Genomic DNA, 25973 nt, shown 5'->3' with positions numbered 1-25973 from the left:
TCATCTGCTGTACAGCTTCTGAGAAATTACTCCTCTGTCTGCTCTGCAGAATTATCCTCGAGTGCTTTCATGCTGAGGCTGATCTTTCTGTCTTCGTCATTGAAATCAACAACCTTAGCCTCGATCTCCTGACCGATGGAAAGTACATCAGATGGTTTCGCAACGTGCTCTCTGGAGATCTGAGATACATGAAGAAGAGCATCTACTCCAGGTGCAAGCTCAACAAATGCACCGAAATCTGTCATACGTGCAACTTTGCCCTTTACTACGTTTCCTACTGCGAAGTCCTCAGCAGCTGTAAGCCATGGGTTCTCCTCCGGGAATTTAAGGGAAAGTGCGATCTTGTCTCCGTTGATATCTTTGATAAGAACTGTAACTTTATCACCTACGTTGAATACCTTCTTCGGGTTCTCTACTCTGCCCCAGGACATCTCAGAGATGTGAAGAAGTCCGTCTGCTCCGCCGAGGTCAATGAATGCACCGAAATCTGTAACATTCTTAACAACACCCTCAACTTTATCGCCTACGTTGATCTTAGCAAGAAGCTCTTTCTGTTTCTCAGCTTTCTCAGCAAGAAGAAGCTGTTTGCGGTTACCGATGATACGGCGTCTTCTTGGGTTGAACTCTGTGATAACGAACTCGATCTCCTGATCTGCATATTTGGAAAGATCTTTCTCATATGTGTCAGATACAAGGCTTGCAGGAATGAATACTCTTGCTTCCTCAACATTGACACAAAGACCACCGTCAAGTACCTGTGTTACAGGAGCCTTCAGAACCTCCTGGTTCTCAAATGCCTCCTCAAGACGTTTGTTGCCTTTCTCTGCTGCAAGACGTTTGTAGGTAAGTGTAACCTGTCCCTCTCCGTCATTTACTTTGAGAACCTTTGCTTCCATGGTATCTCCAGGTTTAACAACGTCTGTAAGCACAACGCTTGAATCGTTTGTGTACTCGTTCTTTGTGATGATACCGTCTGCTTTATAGCCGATATTCAGGATGATCTCATCATCTTTAACATCGATGACGGTACCCTGTACGATCTCTCCATTTCTGATTGTTTTTACGGAATCTTCCAGCATCTGTTCAAAACTTAACTCTGACATGTTCTTGAACCTCCTCAATAATTTTCTTTGGGGTGGAAGCCCCTGCTGTAATACCTACACAACTACTGCATTGGAACATTTCAGAATCCAAGTCTACAGGTGTTTGTATATAGTAAGTATTTCCACATTCCTTTTTACATATTTCAAACAGCTTTTGAGTATTGGAGCTATGTCGGCCACCTACGACCAGCATAGTGTCTACCTCTCCGGCTATCGCTTTAGCTTCTTTCTGCCGTTCTTCGGTAGCATTACAAATAGTGTTTAAAATATTTAAAATATTTAAAACATTATTATCATAACTCTTTTTGCGGAGAATTTCAACTAATTCTTGAAATTTGTTGTAATTAAATGTCGTCTGGGACACTACACATACTTCTTTTTCCGGAGAAATATTGAATTTTTCAGCATCCTCAGCATTTCTGATCACTGTATATGGTCCCTGACACCATCCGCAGATACCCTGGACTTCCGGATGGTCCGGATCACCGATGATCACAATATGGGCACCTCTGGAGCTTTCTCTCTCAACGATCTTGTGGATCTTCAGCACAAAAGGACAGGTAACATCTACATATCCGAGACCATATTTTTTTATCGTGTTATAAACCCTGCGGCCTACTCCATGGGAACGGATCACAACAGTGCCGCCCTTCAGGCTGCCAAGATCCTTCTCACAGATCACAGCCACGCCTTTTTTTTCGAGATCTGAGACGACCTCCTCATTATGGATGATCGGGCCCAGTGTATAAATCGGTGCTGCATCGGAACCGATCAGCTCATAAACACGGTCAACTGCTCTTTGTACGCCGAAACAGAAGCCGGCAGTTTCTGCAACTTTTACATTCATCCATTCACCCTTTTTCTGTATACGGAAAGGATACTCTCAACCACTTCGTCAATTCCCATCTCAGATGAATCAACAAGAACGGCATCCTCTGCTTTTTTAAGCGGAGAAACCGCGCGGTTCATATCTCTCTCATCTCTGTCAACGATATCTTTCAGGATCTCATCCATATCGCAGGCTTCCCCCTTCTCTGTAAGCTCCAGGTATCGTCTGCTGGCACGGGTCTTTGCACTTGCAGTCAGAAAGATCTTCACTTCCGCATTGGGAAGAATGGTGGTTCCGATATCTCTTCCGTCCATAACTACATTATTCTCGGCTGCAAGATTGCGCTGCAGCTTCAGAAGATGTGCACGCACCTCCGGATTTGCAGAGCTTACAGATGCCATATTTCCTACCTCTTCCTTACGGAGGAACGCAGTTACATTCTTTCCGTTAAGGATCACCTGCTGCTCACCGTTCTCATAACGGATAGAGATATCCGCATCGTGACAGGATTCAGAGATTTTTTCGTCACCGCTGATCCCTTTTTCCAGAAGATAAAGTGCCATGGCACGATACATTGCCCCTGTATCTACATAAATAAAAGATAGCTCCTTTGCCACTTTTTTTGCAATTGTGCTTTTTCCTGCACCTGCCGGTCCGTCAATTGCAATATTAATACCCATAATCGTTGCTCCTTCCTCTTTTCTGTTATTCTATCGCCTGAGCTGCCGCATACGCTGTAGACCATGCGATCTGAAGATTATAGCCACCGGTCACTGCATCCAGATCCAGTACTTCACCTGTAAAATACAGATTTTTTATTTTTTTGGATTCCATTGTGGATGGCTGTATCTCTTTTACTGACACACCGCCTCTTGTGATGATCGCTTCCTTAAACTCTCCCATTCCCGTGATCGTAAACGGAAAAGCCTTGATCAGACGGCCAAAAGCCTGACGCTCTTCCCTGGAGATCTCATGTACCGGTTTTTCCCCGGGGATACCGCCAATTTCGATCATGATCGGAGTCAGAGAAGACGGAAAAAGAACACCGATCACATTTTTAAACTGCTTGTTATGATTTGCATCAAATTCACGCAGGATCCGGGCATCAAGCTGTTCTGCATCAAGCGCCGGCTTCAGATCCAGAAAAGCCTCCAAAGGCTCCTTTTCCAGCTTTTTGCCAATCTGGGCACTGGCGGAAAGGATCAGCGGTCCTGTCACTCCGAAATGAGTAAACATCATCTCGCCGAAATCTTTATAGAGAACTTTTTTGCCGGATTTTACTGTAAGCTCCACATTCCGAAGGGAAAGGCCCTGAAGTTTGGAGACATAATCTTCTTTTGCCACCAGTGGTACCAGTGATGGTGACTGGGAAACAACTTTATGTCCCGTTTCAGCAGCAAAACGATATCCATCTCCTGTGGAACCTGTGGACGGGTAGGAAAGCCCTCCTGTGGCAACTACCACAGTATCCGCTTCAAAAAAGGTACCGTCCGAAAGTAATACACCGGTAACTTTTTCATCCTGTGTACAAACTTCCTTTACCTCTGTATGAAGATGGATCTGCGCTCCGGCTTTTTTCAGTTCCCGCTCAAGCGCACGGATAATATCTGATGAATGATCCGATACCGGAAAAACCCGGTTTCCACGCTCTGTTTTCAGCGGCACTCCTGCCTCCTCAAAAAATTCCATCACATCTCTGCTTCCATAGGTGTAGAAAGCACTGTAAAGAAATTTGCGGTTTGACATCACTGCCGGAAAAAGTTCTTCGGTATCGGAATCATTGGTGACGTTGCATCGTCCCTTTCCGGTGATGAAAAGCTTTTTTCCTAGTTTCTCATTTTTTTCCAGTATGTGAACCTGGTGTCCTCTGCGCGCAGCATATACACCGCAGAGCATTCCGGCGGCACCGCCGCCTATGATCGCAACTTTGGACATTACCTGTTATCCTGCCTTTTTTATCTTTTTTATGCACAAAGGAGCCTGCATACAGCAAGCTCCTTTTCCTGTTTTGAAATGCATCTGCATTTCTATGTGTGCTTTATACCGGGTATGCGCCGTTCTTGGTATCTGCTACAGTCTCATCAACTTTTGTCTTCTGAGCCTGGCGATATTTAAAGAAGTCCATGGCAACCTGCGGGAACAGTGCATATGTGAGAACATCCTCATCCTGCTCCTTGTACTGTGCCATCTCGCTCTCAAGCTTATCAAGCTCATCCTCCAGAAGATCTGCCGGACGGCATGTGATCGGTTCAATATCTCCGATACATTTTTTCTGTACTTCCGGATTGAACGGTCTGGCTGTTGCGCCATACTTACCACTTAACACGTCTTTTGTCTCTTTTGTGACAACCTTGTAACGCTCGCCCATGATCACGTTAAATACAGCCTGTGTACCAACGATCTGAGAGGACGGTGTAACAAGCGGTGGCTCACCAAGGTCTTTACGTACACGCGGAACTTCCTCAAGTACTTCGTAGAATTTATCCTCGGCATGCTGCTCTTTCAGCTGTGATGTCAGGTTGGAAAGCATTCCGCCTGGTACCTGATACAGAAGAGTCTTGATGTTTACACCAAGGTTCTTCGGATTGAGAAGACCTGTATCAAGAGCCTCATCACGCATCGGACGGAAGTAGTCAGCGATCTCAGCGAGAAGCTGCTGATCAAATCCTGTATCATATGGTGTTCCCTTGAAGGTCTCAACCATAACCTCTGTTGCCGGCTGGGATGTTCCAAGAGCAAACGGAGACATTGCTGTGTCGATGATATCAACACCTGCCTCTACTGCCTTCATATATGTCATGGAAGCAACACCGGATGTATAGTGAGAATGAAGATCGATCGGGATCTTAACAGTCTCTTTGAGAGCCTGAACAAGCTCTGTAGCTTTGTACGGAACAAGAAGTCCTGCCATATCTTTGATACAGATGGAATCTGCACCCATATCCTCGATACGTTTTGCAAGATCTGTCCAGTAATCAAGTGTGTAAGCATCACCAAGTGTGTAAGCCATTGCAACCTGTGCATGTGCTTTCTCCTTGTTTGCTGCTTTTACAGCTGTCTGAAGGTTACGAAGGTCATTCATACAGTCAAAGATACGGATGATATCGATACCGTTAGCTGCGGATTTCTGTACAAAATACTCTACTACATCATCTGCATATGGACGATATCCAAGGATGTTCTGTCCACGGAACAGCATCTGAAGCTTTGTGTTTTTGAAACCGTCACGAAGTTTACGAAGTCTTTCCCACGGATCCTCTTTCAGGAAACGTAAGGAAGCATCGAAAGTAGCACCGCCCCAGCACTCTACTGCATAGTAGCCGACTTTGTCAAGCTTCTCAATGATCGGAAGCATCTGCTCTGTGCTCATACGTGTAGCGATCAGGGACTGATGAGCGTCACGCAGAATCGTTTCCACAACTTTCACAGGTTTTTTCTCTATTTCTGCCATAATTATTCTCCTTACAAATTTTTATAAGACAATGGGTTAGACACCAAAGATCGCCATGAATGTACCGGCAGCAACCGCTGTACCGATAACACCAGCAACGTTCGGTCCCATCGCATGCATCAGCAGGAAGTTTGTAGGATCTGCCTCAGCACCAACCTTCTGGGATACACGGGCTGCCATAGGAACGGCAGAAACACCGGCTGATCCGATCAGAGGATTGATCTTTCCGTGAGTAACCTTGCAGAGAAGCTTACCAAGCATAACACCACCAAAAGTACCGCAGGCAAAGGCAACAAGACCAAGAACTACGATCTTCAGTGTATCTACGTTCAGGAACGCCTCAGCACTTGTGGAAGCACCTACAGATGTTCCGAGAAGGATTACTACGATGTACATAAGAGCGTTGGAAGCTGTTTCAGAAAGCTGTTTAACAACTCCGGACTCACGGAACAGGTTTCCGAGCATCAGCATACCAACAAGGGGAGCTGTTGTCGGAAGGATCAGGCAAACAACGATTGTGATAACGATCGGGAAAAGGATCTTCTCAAGTTTTGTAACAGGACGGAGCTGCGCCATTTTGATCTTACGCTCTTCCTCTGTTGTGAAAGCCTTCATGATCGGAGGCTGGATGATCGGTACCAGGGACATATAGGAATATGCTGCCACTGCGATCGGTCCCATAAGAGAAGACTGTCCAAGCTTACCTGCAAGGAAAATGGAAGTCGGGCCGTCAGCACCACCAATGATAGAGATCGCTGCTGCTGCTTTACCATTAAATCCAAGGAAAATTGCAAGGAAGTATGCAAGGTAAATACCAAGCTGTGCAGCTGCTCCCATCAGGAAGCTGATCGGGTTTGCGATCAGCGGACCGAAGTCTGTCATCGCACCGACACCCAGGAAGATCAGTGAAGGAAGAATACTCCACTCATCCATTAAGTAAAAATAATGAAGAAGTCCGCCAACGCCATTGGATGAATCCTCAATGCTCAGCATAATGTCCGGATAAATATTTACCAGAAGCATACCAAAAGCGATCGGAACCAACAGCAGCGGCTCAAAACCATGTTTAATGGCAAGATATAAGAACACACATGCCACTGCGATCATCAGGTAGTTTCCCCAGGTAAGGTTGAAAAATGCTGTCTGATGGATCAGGTTTGACAGGGTATTTGTTACATAAGACATTTGTCTACCTCCTGTTTAGTTCATTGTTGCAAGAGTATCTCCATTTTCAACGGCAGCACCCTCTGCAACATCGATGCTGGCGATCGTTCCGTCCTGAGGAGCAACAACCGGGATCTCCATCTTCATGGACTCAACGATCACTACGCTGTCACCAGCTTTTACGCTCTGTCCAACAGATGCAACGATTTTTACAACTTTTCCAGGAACGGCTGCGGAAACTTTAACAGAACCTGCGCCTGCTGCCGGAGCTGCTGCCTTAGGAGCTGCTGCCGGAGCTGCCTTAGGAGCCGGAGCTGCTGCTTTTGGTGCTGCTGCAACTGGAGCTGCTGCGTTTCCGTTCTCTTCTACAGTAACTTCATATGCTGTTCCGTTAACAGTAATTGTATAACTCTTCATTTTAAAATCCTCCTAAATAATGATTATCTTTTTCTGCGGTTGACTTTGCGGATGGAACGTACTACGAATCCGTCTGTGCTTGTTTTGCCTTCAGAAGCAGCGATCGCTGCGGCAATCACGGCAATAAGCTCACCATCATCTGTCACATCCTCAACAGCAGGCTCAGCAACTGGTGCTGCAACCGGAGCCGGTGCTGCGGCTGCCGGAGCCGGTTTGCTCTCTTTTTTCTTTCCTTCCACAAGTCCGGGAATATATTTGAAAAGAGAGATCACGAAGATCAGGAATACCAGGATCACAAATACAGTTCCGAGACCCATCAGTGTATTCATGGCTGCCTTCTCCATGTTCTGTGCCAGTGTATAATTCACATCAACTGTAAGAGAAGTCGGGGTTCCTGATTTATCAAATACATAAGTGAAATTCGCTTTGTTTTTCTCGAAGGATACCGGAACAACAACGGTATACTGATCATCGGAATACTCCACTGTGATATCTTTCTCCTCGATATCACCTTTTTTCTCACCAAGCTCTTCTCTGGAGCCATCCCATGCACTTGCAGCACTCTGTGTGAAAGCATCCTCTGATTCCAGATATCCCTGGATATCATCCTCGGACATTGCGATGATCGCATCCGTCAGGCCCTTGGTTGTTGTGATAAGCTGACTCTTTACAGAATCATCAATCTCATCAGCAGCCCATGCAGTAGCTGTGCATCCGATCAGAAGTGCAGCTATGCAAAGAAGTGCCATGCAGACAGAAGAGATCTTTTTATAAAACTGTCTCATACGCTCACCTCACTTAGACTGTTCCATGCTTTTTGGATGGACGGTCTTCCCTTTTTGTGAACAGCATCTCAAAAGCACCGATTACATATTTTCTTGTATCTTCTGCTTTGATCACGGTATCCACATATCCTCTTGCTGCTGCAGATGCGATACCGTTCTGGAGTTCTTTGTACTCAGCTGCCTTCTCATTCAGTGTAGAAGCGTCAGCTCCCTCATACATGATCTTTGCTGCAAGGGAAGCATCCATCATACCGATCTCAGCTGTATCCCATGCATAAACCATATCTGCTCCGACAGATTTGCTGTTCATGGCAACGTATGCAGTTCCGTATGCTTTACCAATTACAACATTTACCTTCGGTACAGTTGCAGATGCAAAAGCATGTACCATCTCACCTACAGATTTAGCCATCATCTTCTCATTGCAGAGTGTAGCTTTAAATCCTGTTACATTAGTAAGAGTAAGTACCGGAATCTCAAAAGCATCACAGAATTTTACGAAGTCTGCTGCTTTTCTTGCACCTCTTGCAGAAAGAGTTCCGTCGGAAATCTCTGTCTTATTGCCATCAGCATCGTAAGATTCGCTTCTGTTTGCAACAGCGCCAACGGTAGCTCCGTTCAGACGAAGGAAGCCTGTTACGACATCCTGGCCGTAAGCTGCCTTTGTTTCAAAAAACTCACCATTATCAGCGATTCTTGAAAGCGCAATAGCTGTGTCGCCTGTGCAGCCTGCAATATCATCACATACTCTGTTCAGGTCATCTGTGCATTCCTTGAAGCTGTCATTATCTTCATTATTCTCCGGAAGCATGCTGACCAGTGTACGGATCTGTCCAAGGATCTCCTCTTCTGTTCCGATGCCGTCAACAAGTCCTGTCTCCTCGCTCTGGAACTGTGCGGAAGCTGAATCGCATTTTTCCACTCTGTTTCCTTCCAGTGCATTTGGAGTGTTTACAAACAGTCTGCCCTTCTTCTCCTCTACAAATGTAAAGTCTGTAAGAGCCGGTACAACTGCCATTCCACCGCCGCATGTTCCGAAAACAGCAGTGATCTGTGGAATAACACCGGATGCCAGTGTCTGTTTCAGATAGATCTCACCAAATGCCTCAAGTGCATCGGTAGCCTCCTGAAGACGAAGTCCCGCACAGTCTACAAGACCGATAACAGGTGCTCCAACTTTCAGAGCGAGATCATAAATTTTGGCGATCTTTTTGGCATGCATCTCACCAACTGTTCCGTTCAGTACAGATGCATCCTGGCTGTATACATACACCAGACTGCCGTCAATCACACCATATCCGGTGATCACACCGTCTGAAGGTGCTTTTTTTTCAGTCATGTTGAAATCTGTAGCTCTGGCTGTGACAGCCTGTCCGATCTCAACAAAACTGTTGGCGTCAAGCAGGGAATCGATCCTTGCAGCCGCTACGCTTTGTGTCGCATTACTCATTATACTATGCCCTCCATTTTTTTATTAATATAACCAAAAATTCAGCCGAGTATAATTGTACCTTTTTTTTGCAGAAAATTCAATACTTTTCGTCACGAACGTTAAAAAATTAACCCCTGACTTATGCCAGGGGTCGCTAAATTAATGGAAATAATCCTTAAATACTTTATCCACATACCATTTATAGGTAATTCTGTCGATTTTGTCATCTGCGGTTACAAGGCAGGAAAGGAGTTCTTTTCCGTTGAGCTTTGCATGGAGTGTACCGATCTTCTGGTTTTTCTGTATTGGTGCCGGGAGCTTATCCGGAAGCTCCGTTTCCCATGTGATCGTTTCTGTTTTTTTCAGAAGATATCTTTTCTCACGATCTTTTTCAGAAAGTACTGCGTGTATTTTCAGCATAACCTGTTTGGGAGGATATCCGGAACGATCGGACTTTTGCGGATATGGATCTTCTTTTCCCGGTGCTGCTTCTGTTACCGGGATCTCAGGCAGCTGCGGAAGCTCCGGCAGCATCACATACTGATAATTTTCCCTGCCATAGGAAAGAAGCTTCTTAGTATCGCTCCATTTATAATTTTTATTTCCGGGCCATCCGCATCCCAGAAGAGCCACGATAAATAATCGCTCGTCCTGTCGGACTGCGCAGACATAACAATATCCGGCATTTCCTGTAAATCCTGTTTTTCCAGAGATCACTCCTGTTTCCATATCCAGGAAAGCATTGGTATTATGTACCGAATAATGCTTTTTTCCTGAGATATCCGTGAAAGTATAATCTCTAGTCTGGGTAATATGGACAAATGTTGCATTTTTTATTGCATACGCCATGATCAAGGCAAGATCCCGGGCTGTTGTATGATGGATACCGCCTTCATCTTCTCCATCCAGACCATTGGGTGTAACAAAATGTGTGTCCTTACATCCCAGCTCTTTTGCTTTTTCATTCATCTTCTCTGCAAAACCTTCTACGGAGCCGCCGATATGTTCCGCGATGGCCACTGCGGAATCATTATGGCTTTTCAGCATCAGTGAATAGAGAAGATCCTCCAGATAAAACTGCTGTCCCTCCCGCATGCCAAGACGTGTCTGTGGCTGAGATGCCGCATTCCCGGAAACCTGTACGTAATCATCTCCCTTTGCCAGCTCCAGAGCAAGAATACAGGTCATTACCTTTGTGGTGCTGGCATTCGGCCGTCCTTTGTATGCTTCTTTTCCGTACAGCACACGGCCGTTCTCCCCATCCATGAGAACTGCAGAAAGTGCATATAGATTTTCGTCATCTGCCGCCTTTACCGGAAAGATCTGACAAATAATAAGGACCGCTGTCACCAGCACGACAGCGGCCATACGCCGTTTGCTCATAATGCATCACCCCATACACGGTTCATATAACTGTTTACAGTAACTGTTATATTTAATTTTATGCGGGGATAGCATTCAGATATCACTTGTATCTATTGTCTGCCGGGATCGATCATCCGTTAAAGGTCAGATCCCATCTGTCAGAAAGATGTCCTGGCCTGACTGCAAGTGCAGCAAGCTCTTCCAGCATATCCGGCGCCTTGGCAAGTGCCTCTTCCATCAGACTGTCCAGCTTAAGAAGCTCCTCCTTACAGTCAATCTCCGGCTCCGGGCTCATAAAAAATTCGGTAATAAACGCAGATCTCTTTTTTCCTGCGGGGGAAAGGGCATGTTCCGAAAGGCGTCTCTTCCTTCCTCCATCATCACATACCAAAATACAGGTGAATATCTTCATCATTTTCAATGACAGATAAATGTTCCAGGTACGGATCGCCGGCAATACCTGGTGGATTGTCCATGCACTGAGAAAACTGGCACGGATCCCATGAGACGGATAAAAACGCAATGGATCTTTGCCGGTTTCATACATCAGCATACGATCAAATTCCTTCTCAAAGAGCGTATGTGAGACTTTCCCCTCGGCAGCTACCTGATTGACGTAAGGATGACAAGTAGAATCCAGGATATAATGACATCCGAACCCCAGCAGGTAAGCCATCAGTGCAGGATTTTTTTCCTCCCGGACCTTCGCCATGCCCTTTTCAAAGAATTCTCTTGCTTTCCGTCCATGCATCTGCACTCCGTACTGTGTCACCGGATTTTTGGATATAAAATAATAAAACAGGATATCCGGACCATGCTGTCCGATCCGGTACAGATTTCCGTTGCTTCGGATCAGATGCTGTAATTTTGCGGAAAGTTTCCGGTAAACCCTTTTTCCAAAAAGATCATGTGCGTATGTTGTGGGCATTTTCGTCACTCCTCTTCTGTTTTCTGATCTGTCCGGCAGGTCCCGGTAAACCGGCATCTGTCCGTGTTATTTGTTATACGTCCAGCTTCAGCTGGATCTCTTCCTCTGCTTCCGCCTTGAAATCCTCCAGCTGGACCGGATCCATTTCCGGAAGGTCTTCCAGCCCATGGACACCAAAGCAGCGCAGAAATTCTTCGGTGGTTCCCAGGAGGATCGGACGACCCGGAGCATCCAGACGTCCAAGTTCTCTCACCAGATCATAATCCATCAGCTTATTGATGGCATGATCACATTTTACCCCTCGGATCTTTTCAATCTCTGCTTTTGTAACAGGCTGTTTGTAGGCAATGATCGAAAGGGTTTCAAGCATAACGTCTGTCAGCGTGGGTTTCTTTGGCTGCGCTGCGATCCGAATAAGAGAATCATAGTATTCTTTTTTTGTACAAAGCTGAAAGGAGTTTTCGAGCTCTATGATCTGGATCCCCCGCTCTTCTTCCTGATAACGGATCATCATATTTCGGATGATATTTTCCGTTGTTGTCGGATCCTGACGGATCGCTCTGGCAATACGGGGTAATTCCACAGCTTCTCCCATTGCAAACAGGATGGCTTCGATTTCTCCTTCAATTCGTTTGATTTCCACTTATTGTCCTCATTCCTACTATATTATTCATCTGCGAACTCTGTCAGATTCTTCCATGTGTCCGGATCCGTGATAACTTCCACATGAATATCATCAAAAAGCTCTTCCTGTTCTGCATGAACATGTCCCATCTTCATCAGTTCCAGAATCGCCAGAAAGGTCACGATCAGCTGTATTTTGGAATGCTGGTTTTCCATCAGCCTGCGAAAGCTGAATTTCCGGTGAGTTTTTGCATATTCCTTCATTTCCAGCAATTTATCGGAAAGTGATATTTCCTCTTTTTCGATCCTTCCAAATTTACTTCGGATCGGATCGATCTTATTTTCCTGTCTGCGGATCAAAGCCTGATAGATCGCACTCATCCGCTCCAGTGTCAGACCCCGGAGAAGTTCCTGGGGATCAGACGGTGGAGTATATTGCAGCACTTCTTCCGGAAGATCCTGTTTTCGGTAATAAACCCCTGCCGCATCTCCAAGCCTGTCCCGTAATTCATAGGACATATATTTGTACATCTTATATTCCAGCAGCTTCTGCACAAGCTCTGCTCTGGGGTCCTCCTCTTCTCCTTCCTCATTCACTTCTTTCGGAAGAAGCATTTTACATTTGATATCCAGAAGAGTAGCTGCCATGACAAGAAATTCACTCATGATCCCCAGATCTTCTTTTTCCATGGAATGCAGATATTCCATATACTGATCTGTGATCTCCACAATAGGAATATCATAGATATCGATCTTGTTTTTGTCGATCAGGTGAAGCAGAAGATCCAAAGGGCCTTCAAATACATTCAGCTTAACAGATAATGCCATAGGGTTTCCTCATTTCATTTTTTCGGAAGGTTTTATATCGATCACCAGCAGTTCCCTTGGATTATGGATCCGAAGGGGGATGGTATGTTCTCCAAGTCCGGCACTGACGATCATATGCTGATCCCCTTTGTGAAAGTCTCCACAGCAAAACGGCGGAAGAAACAGATATTGAGGAGATGAAAGACCGTAATGTTCACTGAGGCGGACAACGCCTCCGTGATAGTGTCCGGACAGGATCAGATCTGCGCCCCATTCAAAATAGGTTTTTCCGTATTTTGGATTATGTGCCAGCAGGATCTGCATCCCTTTATCTTCAGGTTTTCCGATCAGTTCTTCCATCACTTCTTTTTTCAGCTTCGGTGATCTCGGCTTGTGATAATATTCGATGGGAAGTTCCAGCCCCCAGAAACAGAAGCGCTCTCCCTTCAGGACCATAGCTTCATGTCCGTTCCTTAAAATATGCACACCAGCTTTTTTCAGTGCCTTTTCATATTTCGCATAATATGGCCGATATTCTTCGGAAAGGAACATTTTATATTCATGATTACCAAGTGCATAATACACAGGAAAATCCCCGGCAAGCTCTGTCAGCAGCTTACATGCAGTTACCAGAGTATCCGTTTCTGTACGTACAGCCATGTCGCCGGCAGAAAGTATCACGTCCGGAGCAAGCTTTCGGATCGTCTTTGTCAGCCGTATATTGTCTTTTCCGTAGGATATCCCGTGAAGATCCGCAAGAAGGATCATCCGCACGCCCTGTGGAGCATGGATCTTGTCCATATGGATCTCATATTGTTTGATTTTGAATTTTTTCATATTATTTTCCAAATCCGCAGTTTGGGAAAGTACAAACCGGACAGTTCAGACAAAGTCCGCCTTCTCCCAGCCTGGCGATCTCCTCTGCCTTGATCTCATCATCCGCCATTACTCTGGGCAGGATCAGATCAAATACCGTTCTTTTTGCGTACATGACGCAACCCGGAAGTCCAAGTACCGGTATGGATCTTCCGTTCCGCTCAAGATATGCCACAAGCAGCATAGCTCCCGGAAGTACAGGTGCTCCATAGGTTACGATCTTTGCTCCGGTATCCCGGATCCCGCCCGGAGTACGGTCATCGGGATCCACACTCATTCCGCCGGTACAGATGATCAGATCTGCTCCTGCATCTGCGAAAGAAAGAATTGCTTTTGTGATCTCTTCCTTATCATCTCCCGGCATCACCTGTCCTGTCACTTCTGTCGGAAAACCGGAAAGCTTTTCCCGGAGTACCGGTGTGAAGGTATCCCGGATCAGTCCTTTTTTGATCTCACTTCCGGTTGTGACGATCCCTACTTTTTTCTGCTGGTAAGGGAGAATGTCAAAGATCGGAAGATTTCCTGCTGCCTTCTCTGCTGCATCCATTTTCTCTTTCTCGATCACAAGCGGAATGATCCTGGTTCCTGCAACCTTATCACCTTTTTTTATCGGAAAATCGCCATGTCTGGAAGCAATCATCATTTCTCCCAGAGAATTCACAGCCACAAGTGCATCACGACGTATTTTCAGAATACCATCGATCTTTGATACCACCTCGATTTTACCTTCTTTGATCTCAGTTCCATGTACTTTGGAAGAGTTTCCGGCACAGATTTTGTAAAGGATCTCTGCGGCTTCATTTTCGTGAAGAATCCCCGGTTTTTTCTCCCACACAAAAAGGTGTTCTTTTCCTACAGAGAGCAGCAGTGGTATATCTTCTTCTTTCACTACATGCCCCTTTTTGAAAAGAACGCCTTTTTTCTCATCTTTTATGATCTGCGTGATATCATGGCACAGAATGTGTCCCACTGCATCTTCTGTTCTGATCTCTTTCATCCAAAATCCCTTCCCTGTTCTGTTATTTCTTCAATCCGTTGTATTATACATCCAGTCTGCCCTTTTTGTCAAAATATGTTGCAGGCATCACAAAAGAAATGCCTGACAGGTTCTTTCCAGCCAGTCATGGTATCCGGCCTTTTTTATTGTTTCCCCGTACAGGATATCCAGACTACCGATCTTTTTCCCATCCTGATAGTATTCCTGTGCCCCTGCTTTCTGCCCTTTTTTCACCGGCGCACTTTGTTCTTTGGGAAGGATCAACTTTTTCTTAACATTGTCAGGTTTCGTTCCATCTGTGCTGATATATCGGAATTTCCCTCTATATACAAGCGGAACCTGCTCTTTGACTCCTTTGCGGAGCTTCATAGGTTTCAGTGGCTCCAGAGCATCATCCAGATACAATGTGCATTTAGAAAAGCCGTAATTTAAAAGAGCTGCTGCATCCCGGAATCTTGTTTTCGGGTCCGGTGCGGCCATCACTGAGGCGATCAGTGTGATCCCGTTTCGTTCTGCCACAGCACTGAGACAGTATTTTGCAATACTGGTGCTGCCCGTTTTAAGTCCCATACACCCCTCATAGCTGCGCAGCAGTTTATTTGTGTTGGTCAGTGTAAATTTCGAGGATCCTTTTCTGGTAACGTGTGTGATATCCTCCATCCAGACAGATGAATATGTAAGAACTTCCGGATATCTGCTGATGAGCTCCCTGCTCATAAGTGCAATGTCATAGGGAGTTGTATAATGCTCCTGTGATTCCGTCAGCCCGCAGCAATCCACAAAATGGGTATTTTTCATTCCAAGATCCTTCGCCCTCTCGTTCATCCTCTCCACAAAGGCTTGTTCTGTTCCCGCAACATGCTCCGCCATAGCTACGCTGGCATCATTTCCGGAAGCGATCACAATACATTTGATCATGGTTTCTGCAGTCTGCTTTTCCCCTTCTTCCAGAAATACCTGAGACCCTCCCATGGATCTGGCATAAGCACTGGTGGTAATGCTATCCTCCAGATGCAGGGTTCCCTCACGGATAGCATCAAAGATCAGGATCAATGTCATGATCTTTGTAATACTGGCCGGGCTTCTTCGGGTGTCAGGATCCCTGGAATAGATCACTGTACCGGTTTCTTTTTCCATAAGGACTGCACCCGGCGCTTCGATCAGCTTCTGTGCTTTTCCACTATCTTCCGTTTCTCCCCTGACACCAACGGGTGTCAGAGCCAGGCATAAGACTAAAATACAGATCAAAAGACTTTCCGGAACACTTCTGTTCATAAGCTCACTCCTGCCGCAAACATCTCTGTTCTATTGTAAAAGCTTTCCTGAAAGATTATTCCTGAAATTCTGAAAAAGCATAGATTCCGGTCCGTATTCCTGTATCTTTCACTCTGCATCGCTTTGCTTTTTCAGTTCTTCGTCATACAGCTTAACACCTGTTTCACAATTTCCAGCAGCATATTTTCTTGCATAATTCGCTGCATCGATCGCCTCAGATGCATTGTTACATTCTTTGGTGATCAGATAGATCCCAGTGCGGACACAGAGCTCCATATCCGGATATTTCTCTTTCATCTGCCGTAAGAACTCCTGATTGGTCTTTAAAACAGATGTTTCCGGATCAACATCCATATCACATGGAGTGAAAAGGATAAAATGATCAGAGATCGCCCTGGTAAAATATACATCCATATCTGTTTTTAGAACGCTTATCACATACTCGGAAAACTGCCGCAGGATCTGATCTCCCATACGATATCCGTATTTTGCATTAATACGTTTAAATTTTTCAAAATCGGTATATATCACTGCATGTCCCGGCCCGTAACCTCCGATCAGCATTTTCTCCACATTTTCGCGAAATCTTGAAAAAGAAGACAATCCGGTAAGCTGATCCCATCCGGATTCTGCAGCAATGCTACGATAAGCACTGTTAAATGCCTGGTTCTTGGCATAATGCGCGGAAATGATCTTGGTCACTTCTCCCAGCAGCTTACGATCTTCTCTGGACCAGAGCCTTTTTTCCTGGCAGGTCACGTATGCAATGGCCCCTGTATAGCTTCCCTCACAGTACATGGCAGCACAGACTACGGTTTTTGCTCCGCACTGTAACACATTCTTTCTTCCCTGTTCCGAATATTCAGCCAGATCATTCTCCTGAATCACCACAGTACCATATTCATCATTGTGGCGAAACAATGTGATAAAATCACTTTTTGAAAAATGTATCTCATCTATCAAAAGCCTGTATTCTTCTTCCGAAACCCATTGAAAAACCCTGTTTATTTTCTGCTCTGCCACCTTGGTATGCAGGACTGTGATCCGGTTAAGCCGGAATTTCAGACCGATCACTTTCATCAGAAGTTCAATCGCTGCCTGAAAGCTGCTCATTTTTTCAAATATTTCAAATGCAGTAGAAACAATATCATTATGAAGATATCTGGCATCTATCTCAACACCCTCGTATAATTCCTGCTTTTCCTCTGTCTTATCCTCAAAACGTCTCAGATTATCACAGAAAGCATAGCGGTTTTTTCCATTTTTCTTTGCCTGGTAAAGTGCCCAGTCTGCATTTTCAAAGAGCTGCTGATATGTATATCCGGAAACATTTTCCGGAAGAAAGCAGATCCCCACACTGCAGGTTGCCAGATACGTGGTTCCCGGAAATTTAAGTTTCTGCACTTCCCGTATCAGTTTTCCTGCCTTTTTCATGATCGCTGCATGGCTGATATCCTTCAAAAGGATCACAAATTCATCGCCACCCAGACGCATGATCACATCATTAATGTCGAACAAAGCCACAAACAGCTCCGCAAAACGTTTCAGGACTTCATCACCGAACATATGTCCGTAAGTATCATTTACATTTTTAAAATAATCTACATCAAGCACCATCATCCCGCATCCTGCATAGGGATTTCTGGATGCAAGGTATTCATCGATCAGTTCTTTTCCGAAAAAGCGGTTATACACTCCGGTCAGAGGATCTTTCTGGGCACGTTCCTCAAGAAATTCTTCCTGCAACTTCTCCCTGGTGATATCTCTGGAGCTTCCTATGAAATAATGATATCCGGTATTTTTATCCTGTGCTATAAATCCCCGTACTGTCAGAAGACTCGCATTACCATCTTTATTGATACACCGCACTTCTATCGTCCCGCCTTCCCGGGATGTCAGAAAATCCGTCAGGTACTTCCAGTCGTCTTTATAAACATTGCTGTATTTCTGTCCACTGGTCTTAAAATCCGTAATATTTTTTACAGGTCTCAGGTATTCATCCAGACGTTCATATATGTCCGTCTCCTGACAGTACTGAAAAAGCTTCAGTGTAGTATTTCGATAAATGCAAGCGTATTTTTCCAATGTATCCCGAATATCAAAAACGGGATTTTTTTCGTCTGTTTTCATCATCGACCTCCCAGAGAGTTCTTGAGTTCACAGTATTTGTAAAAAAGTATACCATATCTTTGGGTATATATGTAGTTTTTTTATTTCTTTTTACAGTTTGTTTTTTACTATATAAAATACGCAGCTAAGGGCAGGATTACTCCTGCCCCTCTGTATTTTTTTCAGGAAAATGATACGGGTATGGTATTTTTTATGCTGTCATTATGGGAATATCGATCATATCTGGATTTCTCATTTACAAAAGTCAGCGATGCATTTTTGTTTTGCATTGTCAGAGCAGCCGTACCGGAAGCAATCTTCCGGGGATCTGTACCATATGCAGGTGCAGCGCCTTTTATGATTCGGACATTCTCTGTATTTGCCCGTACATCTTTCAGATAGTAGCGTAGTACCGGTTTTTCCCAGACCGTATACTGCCCCAGCGGGATATTCCTGAGAGTGACCGATAATGTTGCATAGCCATTTTTATCGGTTTCATAGCTTCCTCTGGTAAAGGTCACATAATCCTCATATCTGTGAGGATTTCCGGATAGATCCGTACCTTCTGCCACAAAGGAAAAGGTTGGATTTCCATGAGCCCAGGTAATATCCTCCTCTTTGATCTTTTTTATGATGGTGATATTTCCAAGCGGAAGTGTTACCGGAGTATTCTCTGCTTTCAGATCCACAGTATCCGTATCTGTATTTTCTTTTTTCTGGAAGATTACCTCCTTTTCGTATTTGCCTGTATAGTTTTCCGGATTTTTTGTTTCCACTACTTTGAACCTTCCCTGATTAGCATCTGTAAGCACCAGCTCTTCCGTAGAGTACCATCCGGTTTCTACGTCAAACTTCAGGATACTCTGCCCGCCCAGGTCATTCTGGTAAGTCTGCTTCCCTCTATTCCACTGAAGCACGGTAAATTCCGCATCTTCCAGAACTTCTCCTGTATAGATGTCTGTTTTTCTCAGACGGATCACCCCTTTATATTCCTTTTCCTGTTCATTGACAACTTCAAAGGAAAGGCGTGCATCCTTGTCTGTGATATCCACCTCTTCTTCCCAGCTTCCTGTATATCCGGGCGGAGTCTTTGTTTCCACGATCTTATATTTTCCCTCATTATCCGAAGTCTTTAAAAGTTCACTGCTTACATAAAGCTCACTTGAGCTGTCATAATCCAGAAGTGTTCCTTTTTCTTTATAGGCTTTTTTGGCTGCACTGTATTCATAAAGTGTAAATTCCGCACCCTTCAGTACTTCACCGGTCTTCGCATCGATCTTACGAACCTCTATCCTTCGTTTTTCGTTCTGATAGTTCACTGCTTCAAACAGAAATTCCTGCTTTTCTCCCGGCTTTTCCAGCGTAAAATTCTTCTGCCAGTTTCCGGTGTAATTGGGAGGAGCTTTTGTCTCACGCACACGGAATTTTCCCTGATTGTCTTCGGTATAATTAAATTTCCCGGAGTTATAGGTACGCTTCTGTCCATCATAAGTCAGTTTTTTTAAGGTTACGTAGGCTTTGCTTTTTTTACTCCACTGATACAGGGTGAATTCAGCTCCTGCCAGTGGATCGCCGGTATTTCCGTCTTTTTTTCTGATGGATACTGTTCCGCTGATATCCATGATATCCGTTACGCTGACGGTTGTCGTCTTTCCGCCGGTTACTGTAACATTTTTGATAGCGGTGTTCAGCTTATAGCCTGCAGCGGTTTTCGTTTCTTTCACATAGTATTTTCCTGGAACCAGTTTTGAAAAAAGGATCTCTCCACCGGCGTTTGTTGTTCCGGTTGAAACCTTCTGATCCTTACTGTACATAGTCCGGTATCCGGAGGTCAGAGCTTCTGCTGCAAACAGTCCGTACTGCGCTCCCTGGATCAGTTTTCCCGTGTTGGGTTCCTTCTTGACCAGCTTTGCATTGCCATAAACTGATGGCTTTACTGAAAACGAAAGGCTTCCTCTTGTTCCCTGGTATACGTAAGCGCCAAAATCCTGTACTCCATCTTTTCCTGCCTGGGCACTTCCGTCAACCAGGATATAGGAAACCGGCTGAAGCAGCATTTTACAGGAAAACTTCTTTGTCGCAGATGCATTTAACGGAAAGATCAGAAAAAAATATGCCCCATCCTTAAGGCTCAGGCTTGTCCCCGACATCATTTTGGGATTGGTTTTCTGTGAATTATAATCCGTTGCGCTCGTCCAGTAGGCCAGCTGCCATTTTTCTGCGGCTCCTCTTGTTATGGTGATCCCGTTCCCTGCTTTTGCTCCATCTGTTACTTTCATAAGAGTACTCATCTGAAATCCGTCTTTCATACTGTCCGGAACAAAGGGAAAACCTGCAGGTCTGCTTCGGAATACACTTAACGGGATCGTCTTTCCGGATGCTGCTGCCCAGGAACCGTCTTCGGAAACATAAACGGCTGCCTTGTTTCTTGCAGGGATCGTCAATGTCTGGATCTTATCGATCAGGCGGTTTATCCCTGTGTGTTCTACTTCTGCTGCTGTGGCATATCCACAGTCATTAAAGTATACCTTTGACAGCGCAATATGAGTAAATACATAACGGTTCTGCCATTTTGACCAGTCTATGTGACTGCAGGAGGGGTCGTATCCGGTTCCCAGATCCCCCGGTCCTCCGTAACCAAAGTACAAAAGCTTCTGGATCACAGAATTAGTCAGTGCTTTTACTGCCTCATTCTTCAGCGTCATACTGTCCAGTCCATCCTGAGTTGCTTTCAGGCAATACAGAGGTGAAACCTTTTCCTCTCCTGTATCATCGATATAATGTACAGAACGATACGTACATCCCATACGGGTTTTATTTCCGGGACCAAGAAAATCATTGGCAGCTGTCCAGATCTCATCGCAGTAAACCCTGGTCCAGCTGTCCAGATAATACTGGGACGGGGAAAGTGCTGTAGCTGCGATAGCATCCTCTCCTTCTGAGATTACTTCCGCACTGCCAGCTTCCCGGAACTCCCCGGGAAGTGCTGCAGAAAGAGCAATGATCTCTCCGTTTTCGATATCCTGGATCAGTTCCTGATCCTCTTCACTTTCTCCTGTAAGGATTTCCGCGTTTTCTTCCGTGAATACAGTAAATCCCGGATCCTCTGTCTGCGCCGGTATCTCTGTCAGGGCTATATTTTCTCCTTCTTTTGAAGCAGCTTCCGGTTCTTCTTCCGGTTCGATCAGCTCATCACTGTCCGTATTTTCAGTATTATCTTTACCTTCTTCAAAAGCTTCCTCCACCGTTTCCGGTTCAGGCAAGGCTGTCGGAACCGGCATCTCAGCCTCCCCGGGCTGATCTGTTACCGGAATATCCGGGGCCTCCTCTTCTTCCTCCGGTTCTGTCTGTTCCTGCTGCAGATCTGCTGATACCGAACTCATATCTGCTGCAGGACTGGGCGAAGCCACAAGAGAAGAAGCTGTGATCATCAATGCCATCCATGCACCGATCATTCTTCTTTTCAATTTTTTCGTCCTCCTTTCCATAGCGTCAGACTGCAGGTAAGCAGCGCCATACCAGCCATCAGTGCAAACAGGATCACAGGAGATTCATCTCCGGTCTTCACTGGTGTTGTCCTTACTGAAGAACTGTTATTTCCGGAAGCTCTTTCTGTGGCTTCTTTCCTGCCATTCCGGCGTGGAACAGGGCTGGTATCTGCCGTCTCCTGATCCTCCTCCACAGAAAAGATCCATTTCACATCTGCAGCTCGAAGAGCATATAAATTATCCAACTCTGCCGGAACCGTAACCTCAAATCTCATGTTTCCTTTTTCTCCGCTGGAAAATTCCCCCAGGGACACGGCTTTATTGAGAGATGCAGCCAGAAGATCCCCGGAATACAGCTTTTTATCATTCATGGTAATCACAAGCTTCAGCTTTTTCAGAAATTCCTGATCCTTTACCGATTTACATTCCGGTGATGTGCGGAAGAAGATCTCTGCAGCATGCTCCGTTGTGTTACGGATCTCTACAGAATCATGAAAAACATCTCCCGGCATTGCCGTGGAAAATCCGGAAAAAAAGTCTTCCGGAGCCGCGATCAGTTTGTGCGCATTTCCTTCAAACTCCACCTTCAGATCCACCGGACTTTTTTTCTGAACCACAAGACCATCGGTATCGTGGATACATCTTAAGATCTTCTGATTTCCCCAGGGTGACATGGCACGGAAATCCGGTGCAAAATTTGCCGCCTGGACAGCATCCGCCACGATGGTGATCCCCAGCTTCTTATCCTGGTAGGATTCATCCCATTGGGATGGTACAGTCACACCGGTAAAAATATCCACGCTGTCTCCCTGTTCCAGCTTCCTGGTATAATAAAAATACTCTCCCTTCCGGATCCATCTCGGTGACATTCCTGTAAGATTCCTGTCATCCAGACCATCCAAACCATCCAAACCATCCAGATCATCTGTATAAGAGATCTTCACCCTTACCCAGCATGGCTCTGAGTGATTGGTGATCCTGGGGATCTTGGATATCTCATCTCCCGGAAGAACGATCCGGCGATCCTGATATTTCATTTCTCGGCCGTCCTTTTTTTCCAGTTCCCGAAGAGAAATATTGATATCTCCCACTGATATGTGATTGGTCACTGTCACGGAATCTGAAAATCTGGCATAAGCAGCCGTACACGCCAGGATACTGCCTGCCACAGCAGCACCTGCCAGCAGGGCTTTAAGGTGTTTTTTCAAGCATTCCCCCTCCTTTCTGCCTGAGCAGAAACCGGATCTGAAAAATACCTCCACGCACTTTCATAATCTGAAAATCCTTCTGCCTGTACAGCTTCCTCATAAACATTGATCTCAAAATCCTTAATGCTGTCCCTGTAAGTATCATCGATCTTTTGGGGATCGATCTGAAATCCGGTACACAGAGGAGCTGTTTTTTCTCCCTCGGATATTTTTTTCCGGTAGTAATAATAGCCGTCCTGACTGTTATACACCCAGTTTGCCGTATCCAGACCTGTTAATTTCACGCCTCTGCCGATATCGTCATTAGAGCAGGAAAGGGACATCCTCACATAGCAGTCTGCCTGGAACCCTTTCACACTGCCGGAAAAATTTCCGATCCGGATCTCTTTTCTGTAGGACGGGCCATTCTCCATAGGCGTAGGTGTAGGATCCGGAAAATCTTCCTCGATCTCCGTTGTCACATACCCCACTGCAGCAGAATTTATCTTTTTTTCAAAATCTGAAAAATACGCCGCAGTCCCTGTTGCGCACAGGATCCCTGCTGTCAGGAGAAGGAAAACGGGTCTTTTTAATTTATTCATTTCGTGACACCACCGGCCTGTCCTTTATTCTGATTTACATATTTCTGGTAAGCAGCAGTTGCCTGCTCCAGAACCGTAGTCTTGTCATCTCCGGTATTGGTAGCCTGGATCGCATAAGCCCGTACCGGCATATCGATCTGCTGTGTATCCAGCTGACCTTCGATGATATTGGCAAAGGTTACTGTATCAAAAAGAGTTGTTGTCTTTGTTCCCGGCTTCAGGATGTGGTTATATGCATAGGTGTAAACCATATTCTGCCCCACTTCGGTCCGCTCCAGCTGTGTCCAGTCCTTGTTTTTGGTGAAGCTGAACAGCTCTGTTTTTGCAAGTGCATTTCTGGTGCCATCCTTGGCTGCCGTGATCACATTTCGAACCGGAACAGAAACTTCCAGATAGACAAATGCTTCATTTACTCCTTTATTTGCTACATAGGGGTCCTTCCGGATCACCTGAGTAGGAACCAGATCTGTATTGTCCTCCGGTTTCCAGTTAGGCTCATCCAGGTCGATATCCACTTTTCCTACGGTAAAGCTGTTGGTTGCCGTTTCAAAATCCGTGAGATATGCAGCTGTTCCTCCGGCTGCCAGTGCAGTGATCACAGCAGCAAGTGCGATTCCTTTTACCAGTTTTCTGTTTTTCATCATGATTAAATTCCTCCCTGTATTTTTTTCTTTTTTGGGGTATATGCCAGATCAAAGAGTACTGACAGACATGCCGCTATGCAAACTGCGGCAAAAGGGATCCGGGCTTTCAGAAAATGGATCACGTAGCCCAGATAAGGCAGGTGAAAGACTACCCGCCCGATGATCTGTGACGCCTCTGCGGGAACAGGATCTTCTGTCTTGTTGGCGTCACCTTTTGTGATAAAGATATCCTTTTCTTTTTTAACCACTCTGTGGGTGACAACGGTATCTCCGTTATGAAAAGTAATGATATCTCCCTTTTTCGGAGAAAACTCTCCTTCCTTTGTAAAAACCACAGCTCCGGTTGGGATCTCAGGTTCCATGGATCCGGAATAGACCACATAGGGCCGGATCCTGAAAAGTCCGGGAATAAGAAGCACCAATGCCATCACCAGCATCAGTCCCAGAACTGTGTTGCCGATACATCGAAAAAATATTTTCATTCCTGTATTCTGTTCTACATACGATATTTGATGATCACTTCCCTCTGCAGGGAAAGAAACAGTGTTCGGATATCAGGAAAATTCCGGCGGAGACCTGCCCCACATAAATTGAGCCATAAAAAAGTCCTCCCTGTATAGCAGTCAATATGGCAATTCGCAACATGCTCCCATCACTTAAACTCACAGATTTTGAAGTGAGGACAAGCATGATCAAAATAATAATACAGCAAAAATTCTGAATGGAAATTATTCGAGCAGATATGCTCAGATGTGCAGTTCCTCTCATCACATACAGAGATGAAGGATTCCTGCGACATTTGTTAAAAAAGATTTGTTTCAGATGATGTTATTATAGGGTCCTCAGATCCGGAAGTCAATCAAATTCGTCCGACAGGATTCGACACTGGTTTCTCAGCGAGTATGTCTGTCACCCTATTTTTCATAAGCTGACAGACCCTGCATCCTCACAACACAAATTTTCTTACAGCTGTACCAGAGAGTAAATATATTCCAATGGAAGCAGCATCAAATCACGGATTTCCCGTTCTTCCTCTTCTTTATTTCCGGAATTTACCGGCAATTCGATCCGGAAAGCCGGCTGGCGGATCATTTCTCCGTAATACTGTTCCGGCCTGCCTGTGCTCCTTCGCCCGTTCTGCGCTTCTCGTTCTATTGCAAGCTGCTCCAGCTTTCCCCTGGTACATTTTTTTAAGTGACGTGCAAGACGGTAGCATCTCTGACCAGTGGAAAAATTCTGATCCCGCCGATAATAAACCACCTTTTTTCCATATCCGCAGAAAACCAGCAGGCCACGTCCTCCGTATTCCTGAAAGATCCGGATCAGTGCACGTGTCTCATTTTCACTGGCAGGCTGCTGATGGATCTTTTTTCTGCTGCAGAAGGTAGTAGGAAAATTCCGTGCAGTATCCATTCCTCTTGCATTTCCCTCGAATTCATCACAGGGAACATCCTGCATTTTCAGCATCTGACGGAAAATGGGATTTCGCACAGTATTGTAACCCTTCCGGCAGATCTCATATCCATCCGGATTGACCACCGGTATGATACAAAGCCTGGTCTGATCCAGGAGCTTTTTTACCTCATAAAGCTCGTCCACGGTCCAGTTGCATTCATATATTCTGCAAAGCTCCAGTGCCATCCTGGTAAGCCTGTCCGTCATCTGTCCATCCGTTCCGGAAAAGCCGGCCACACAGAAAATACAGGCATCTCCCTGTCCGATTTCCAGCATAGGGATCATCCGGTCATCGTGGCTTTTTCCGATCACCCGAAACTGTGTAAAGCTGCTGTAACGCCTGGCTGCCTCCCACAGTGAATAATAAATTGCTTCGTAGGTTTTATCCTGTACTGTATCCATGATGTTCCCTTCCTTCCGTCTTTATACATGTTC

General features: G+C 45.3%; 23 protein-coding genes. All 23 read right to left on the bottom strand.

The features are described from left to right. Nucleotides 1-26 precede the first annotated feature (26 nt). The 23 genes from rpsA to ACTNDQ_RS07105 all read right to left on the bottom strand — a co-directional run bounded on the left by rpsA (nt 27) and on the right by ACTNDQ_RS07105 (nt 25940). Nucleotides 27-1103: a 30S ribosomal protein S1 gene (gene rpsA / locus ACTNDQ_RS07215; RefSeq protein ID WP_278795744.1), complete on the bottom strand. Its 1077-nt coding sequence runs from the start codon at nt 1101-1103 to the stop codon at nt 27-29. Next, nucleotides 1084-1950, bottom strand: coding sequence for a 4-hydroxy-3-methylbut-2-enyl diphosphate reductase (gene ispH, locus ACTNDQ_RS07210; protein WP_114002443.1), 867 nt, complete (start codon nt 1948-1950; stop codon nt 1084-1086). The genes rpsA and ispH overlap by 20 nt, the downstream gene beginning before the upstream one ends. Continuing rightward, nucleotides 1947-2612 (bottom strand): (d)CMP kinase, encoded by a 666-nt coding sequence (gene cmk / locus ACTNDQ_RS07205; protein WP_441064307.1) that lies wholly within the window; start codon nt 2610-2612, stop codon nt 1947-1949. Before cmk ends, ispH begins: the two co-directional genes overlap by 4 nt. 25 nt (nt 2613-2637) lie before the next feature. Beyond that, on the bottom strand, nt 2638-3867 hold the full coding sequence (locus ACTNDQ_RS07200; RefSeq protein ID WP_110102314.1) for an NAD(P)/FAD-dependent oxidoreductase: 1230 nt from the start codon (nt 3865-3867) through the stop codon (nt 2638-2640). A 103-nt stretch (nt 3868-3970) separates the two neighbouring features. Further along, nucleotides 3971-5383 carry an oxaloacetate decarboxylase subunit alpha gene (locus ACTNDQ_RS07195; protein WP_015524872.1) on the bottom strand — a complete coding sequence of 471 codons (1413 nt, stop codon included), beginning with the start codon at nt 5381-5383 and terminating at the stop codon, nt 3971-3973. A gap of 36 nt (nt 5384-5419) precedes the next feature. Further along, nucleotides 5420-6568, bottom strand: coding sequence for a sodium ion-translocating decarboxylase subunit beta (locus ACTNDQ_RS07190; RefSeq protein WP_118168967.1), 1149 nt, complete (start codon nt 6566-6568; stop codon nt 5420-5422). Between the two features lie 15 nt (nt 6569-6583). Then, on the bottom strand, nt 6584-6964 hold the full coding sequence (locus ACTNDQ_RS07185; protein ID WP_015524870.1) for a biotin/lipoyl-containing protein: 381 nt from the start codon (nt 6962-6964) through the stop codon (nt 6584-6586). A 23-nt stretch (nt 6965-6987) separates the two neighbouring features. Further along, nucleotides 6988-7749: an OadG family transporter subunit gene (locus ACTNDQ_RS07180; protein WP_441064306.1), complete on the bottom strand. Its 762-nt coding sequence runs from the start codon at nt 7747-7749 to the stop codon at nt 6988-6990. A gap of 13 nt (nt 7750-7762) precedes the next feature. Further along, nucleotides 7763-9199 (bottom strand): acyl-CoA carboxylase subunit beta, encoded by a 1437-nt coding sequence (locus ACTNDQ_RS07175; RefSeq protein WP_022426761.1) that lies wholly within the window; start codon nt 9197-9199, stop codon nt 7763-7765. Between the two features lie 141 nt (nt 9200-9340). Continuing rightward, on the bottom strand, nt 9341-10564 hold the full coding sequence (locus ACTNDQ_RS07170; protein WP_270390697.1) for a D-alanyl-D-alanine carboxypeptidase family protein: 1224 nt from the start codon (nt 10562-10564) through the stop codon (nt 9341-9343). Between the two features lie 112 nt (nt 10565-10676). After that, nucleotides 10677-11474 (bottom strand): zinc dependent phospholipase C family protein, encoded by a 798-nt coding sequence (locus ACTNDQ_RS07165; RefSeq protein WP_114002439.1) that lies wholly within the window; start codon nt 11472-11474, stop codon nt 10677-10679. Nucleotides 11475-11547: 73 nt separating this feature from the next. Next, nucleotides 11548-12117, bottom strand: a complete 570-nt coding sequence (gene scpB / locus ACTNDQ_RS07160; RefSeq protein WP_021650518.1) for an SMC-Scp complex subunit ScpB — start codon at nt 12115-12117, stop codon at nt 11548-11550. Nucleotides 12118-12140: 23 nt separating this feature from the next. Beyond that, entirely contained in the window at nt 12141-12926 is a 786-nt protein-coding gene (locus ACTNDQ_RS07155) for a segregation and condensation protein A (protein ID WP_278795750.1), read from the bottom strand. Between the two features lie 9 nt (nt 12927-12935). Further along, a complete protein-coding gene (locus tag ACTNDQ_RS07150; RefSeq protein ID WP_278795752.1) occupies nt 12936-13742 on the bottom strand; it encodes a metallophosphoesterase in 807 nt (268 codons plus the stop codon). 1 nt (nt 13743) lies between these two features. After that, entirely contained in the window at nt 13744-14778 is a 1035-nt protein-coding gene (locus tag ACTNDQ_RS07145; protein WP_279198846.1) for a molybdopterin-binding protein, read from the bottom strand. An 87-nt stretch (nt 14779-14865) separates the two neighbouring features. Beyond that, nucleotides 14866-16053, bottom strand: a complete 1188-nt coding sequence (locus ACTNDQ_RS07140; protein WP_278795755.1) for a D-alanyl-D-alanine carboxypeptidase family protein — start codon at nt 16051-16053, stop codon at nt 14866-14868. Nucleotides 16054-16161: 108 nt separating this feature from the next. Continuing rightward, the gene (locus ACTNDQ_RS07135; RefSeq protein ID WP_441064305.1) at nt 16162-18183 is read right to left on the bottom strand and encodes a diguanylate cyclase domain-containing protein; all 2022 of its coding nucleotides are present in this window, start codon (nt 18181-18183) and stop codon (nt 16162-16164) included. A gap of 161 nt (nt 18184-18344) precedes the next feature. After that, a complete protein-coding gene (locus ACTNDQ_RS07130; protein ID WP_441064304.1) occupies nt 18345-21629 on the bottom strand; it encodes a SpaA isopeptide-forming pilin-related protein in 3285 nt (1094 codons plus the stop codon). Continuing rightward, a complete protein-coding gene (locus ACTNDQ_RS07125; RefSeq protein ID WP_441064303.1) occupies nt 21626-22858 on the bottom strand; it encodes a hypothetical protein in 1233 nt (410 codons plus the stop codon). The genes ACTNDQ_RS07130 and ACTNDQ_RS07125 overlap by 4 nt, the downstream gene beginning before the upstream one ends. Beyond that, entirely contained in the window at nt 22855-23439 is a 585-nt protein-coding gene (locus tag ACTNDQ_RS07120) for a hypothetical protein (RefSeq protein WP_288787710.1), read from the bottom strand. The genes ACTNDQ_RS07125 and ACTNDQ_RS07120 overlap by 4 nt, the downstream gene beginning before the upstream one ends. After that, nucleotides 23436-24083, bottom strand: a complete 648-nt coding sequence (locus ACTNDQ_RS07115; protein ID WP_114002431.1) for a TasA family protein — start codon at nt 24081-24083, stop codon at nt 23436-23438. The genes ACTNDQ_RS07120 and ACTNDQ_RS07115 overlap by 4 nt, the downstream gene beginning before the upstream one ends. A gap of 2 nt (nt 24084-24085) precedes the next feature. After that, the gene (locus ACTNDQ_RS07110; protein WP_320810287.1) at nt 24086-24565 is read right to left on the bottom strand and encodes a signal peptidase I; all 480 of its coding nucleotides are present in this window, start codon (nt 24563-24565) and stop codon (nt 24086-24088) included. A gap of 481 nt (nt 24566-25046) precedes the next feature. After that, nucleotides 25047-25940, bottom strand: coding sequence for a M14 family zinc carboxypeptidase (locus ACTNDQ_RS07105; RefSeq protein WP_015524854.1), 894 nt, complete (start codon nt 25938-25940; stop codon nt 25047-25049). Between the last annotated feature and the right edge of the window lie 33 nt (nt 25941-25973).

This window comes from Blautia massiliensis (ex Liu et al. 2021) (assembly GCF_052064225.1).
Lineage (GTDB): Bacteria > Bacillota > Clostridia > Lachnospirales > Lachnospiraceae > Blautia_A > Blautia_A fusiformis.
This window is presented reverse-complemented; position numbering and strand designations above follow the sequence as displayed.

What these genes read in the sequence shown, in the direction of transcription:
- rpsA (WP_278795744.1), bottom strand. Translation starts at nt 1,103, where the DNA reads ATGTCAGAGTTAAGTTTTGAACAGATGCTGGAAGATTCCGTAAAAACA.
- ispH (WP_114002443.1), bottom strand. Translation starts at nt 1,950, where the DNA reads ATGAATGTAAAAGTTGCAGAAACTGCCGGCTTCTGTTTCGGCGTACAA.
- cmk (WP_441064307.1), bottom strand. Translation starts at nt 2,612, where the DNA reads ATGGGTATTAATATTGCAATTGACGGACCGGCAGGTGCAGGAAAAAGC.
- ACTNDQ_RS07200 (WP_110102314.1), bottom strand. Translation starts at nt 3,867, where the DNA reads ATGTCCAAAGTTGCGATCATAGGCGGCGGTGCCGCCGGAATGCTCTGC.
- ACTNDQ_RS07195 (WP_015524872.1), bottom strand. Translation starts at nt 5,383, where the DNA reads ATGGCAGAAATAGAGAAAAAACCTGTGAAAGTTGTGGAAACGATTCTG.
- ACTNDQ_RS07190 (WP_118168967.1), bottom strand. Translation starts at nt 6,568, where the DNA reads ATGTCTTATGTAACAAATACCCTGTCAAACCTGATCCATCAGACAGCA.
- ACTNDQ_RS07185 (WP_015524870.1), bottom strand. Translation starts at nt 6,964, where the DNA reads ATGAAGAGTTATACAATTACTGTTAACGGAACAGCATATGAAGTTACT.
- ACTNDQ_RS07180 (WP_441064306.1), bottom strand. Translation starts at nt 7,749, where the DNA reads ATGAGACAGTTTTATAAAAAGATCTCTTCTGTCTGCATGGCACTTCTT.
- ACTNDQ_RS07175 (WP_022426761.1), bottom strand. Translation starts at nt 9,199, where the DNA reads ATGAGTAATGCGACACAAAGCGTAGCGGCTGCAAGGATCGATTCCCTG.
- ACTNDQ_RS07170 (WP_270390697.1), bottom strand. Translation starts at nt 10,564, where the DNA reads ATGAGCAAACGGCGTATGGCCGCTGTCGTGCTGGTGACAGCGGTCCTT.
- ACTNDQ_RS07165 (WP_114002439.1), bottom strand. Translation starts at nt 11,474, where the DNA reads ATGCCCACAACATACGCACATGATCTTTTTGGAAAAAGGGTTTACCGG.
- ACTNDQ_RS07155 (WP_278795750.1), bottom strand. Translation starts at nt 12,926, where the DNA reads ATGGCATTATCTGTTAAGCTGAATGTATTTGAAGGCCCTTTGGATCTT.
- ACTNDQ_RS07150 (WP_278795752.1), bottom strand. Translation starts at nt 13,742, where the DNA reads ATGAAAAAATTCAAAATCAAACAATATGAGATCCATATGGACAAGATC.
- ACTNDQ_RS07145 (WP_279198846.1), bottom strand. Translation starts at nt 14,778, where the DNA reads ATGAAAGAGATCAGAACAGAAGATGCAGTGGGACACATTCTGTGCCAT.
- ACTNDQ_RS07140 (WP_278795755.1), bottom strand. Translation starts at nt 16,053, where the DNA reads ATGAACAGAAGTGTTCCGGAAAGTCTTTTGATCTGTATTTTAGTCTTA.
- ACTNDQ_RS07135 (WP_441064305.1), bottom strand. Translation starts at nt 18,183, where the DNA reads ATGAAAACAGACGAAAAAAATCCCGTTTTTGATATTCGGGATACATTG.
- ACTNDQ_RS07120 (WP_288787710.1), bottom strand. Translation starts at nt 23,439, where the DNA reads ATGAATAAATTAAAAAGACCCGTTTTCCTTCTCCTGACAGCAGGGATC.
- ACTNDQ_RS07115 (WP_114002431.1), bottom strand. Translation starts at nt 24,083, where the DNA reads ATGATGAAAAACAGAAAACTGGTAAAAGGAATCGCACTTGCTGCTGTG.
- ACTNDQ_RS07110 (WP_320810287.1), bottom strand. Translation starts at nt 24,565, where the DNA reads ATGAAAATATTTTTTCGATGTATCGGCAACACAGTTCTGGGACTGATG.
- ACTNDQ_RS07105 (WP_015524854.1), bottom strand. Translation starts at nt 25,940, where the DNA reads ATGGATACAGTACAGGATAAAACCTACGAAGCAATTTATTATTCACTG.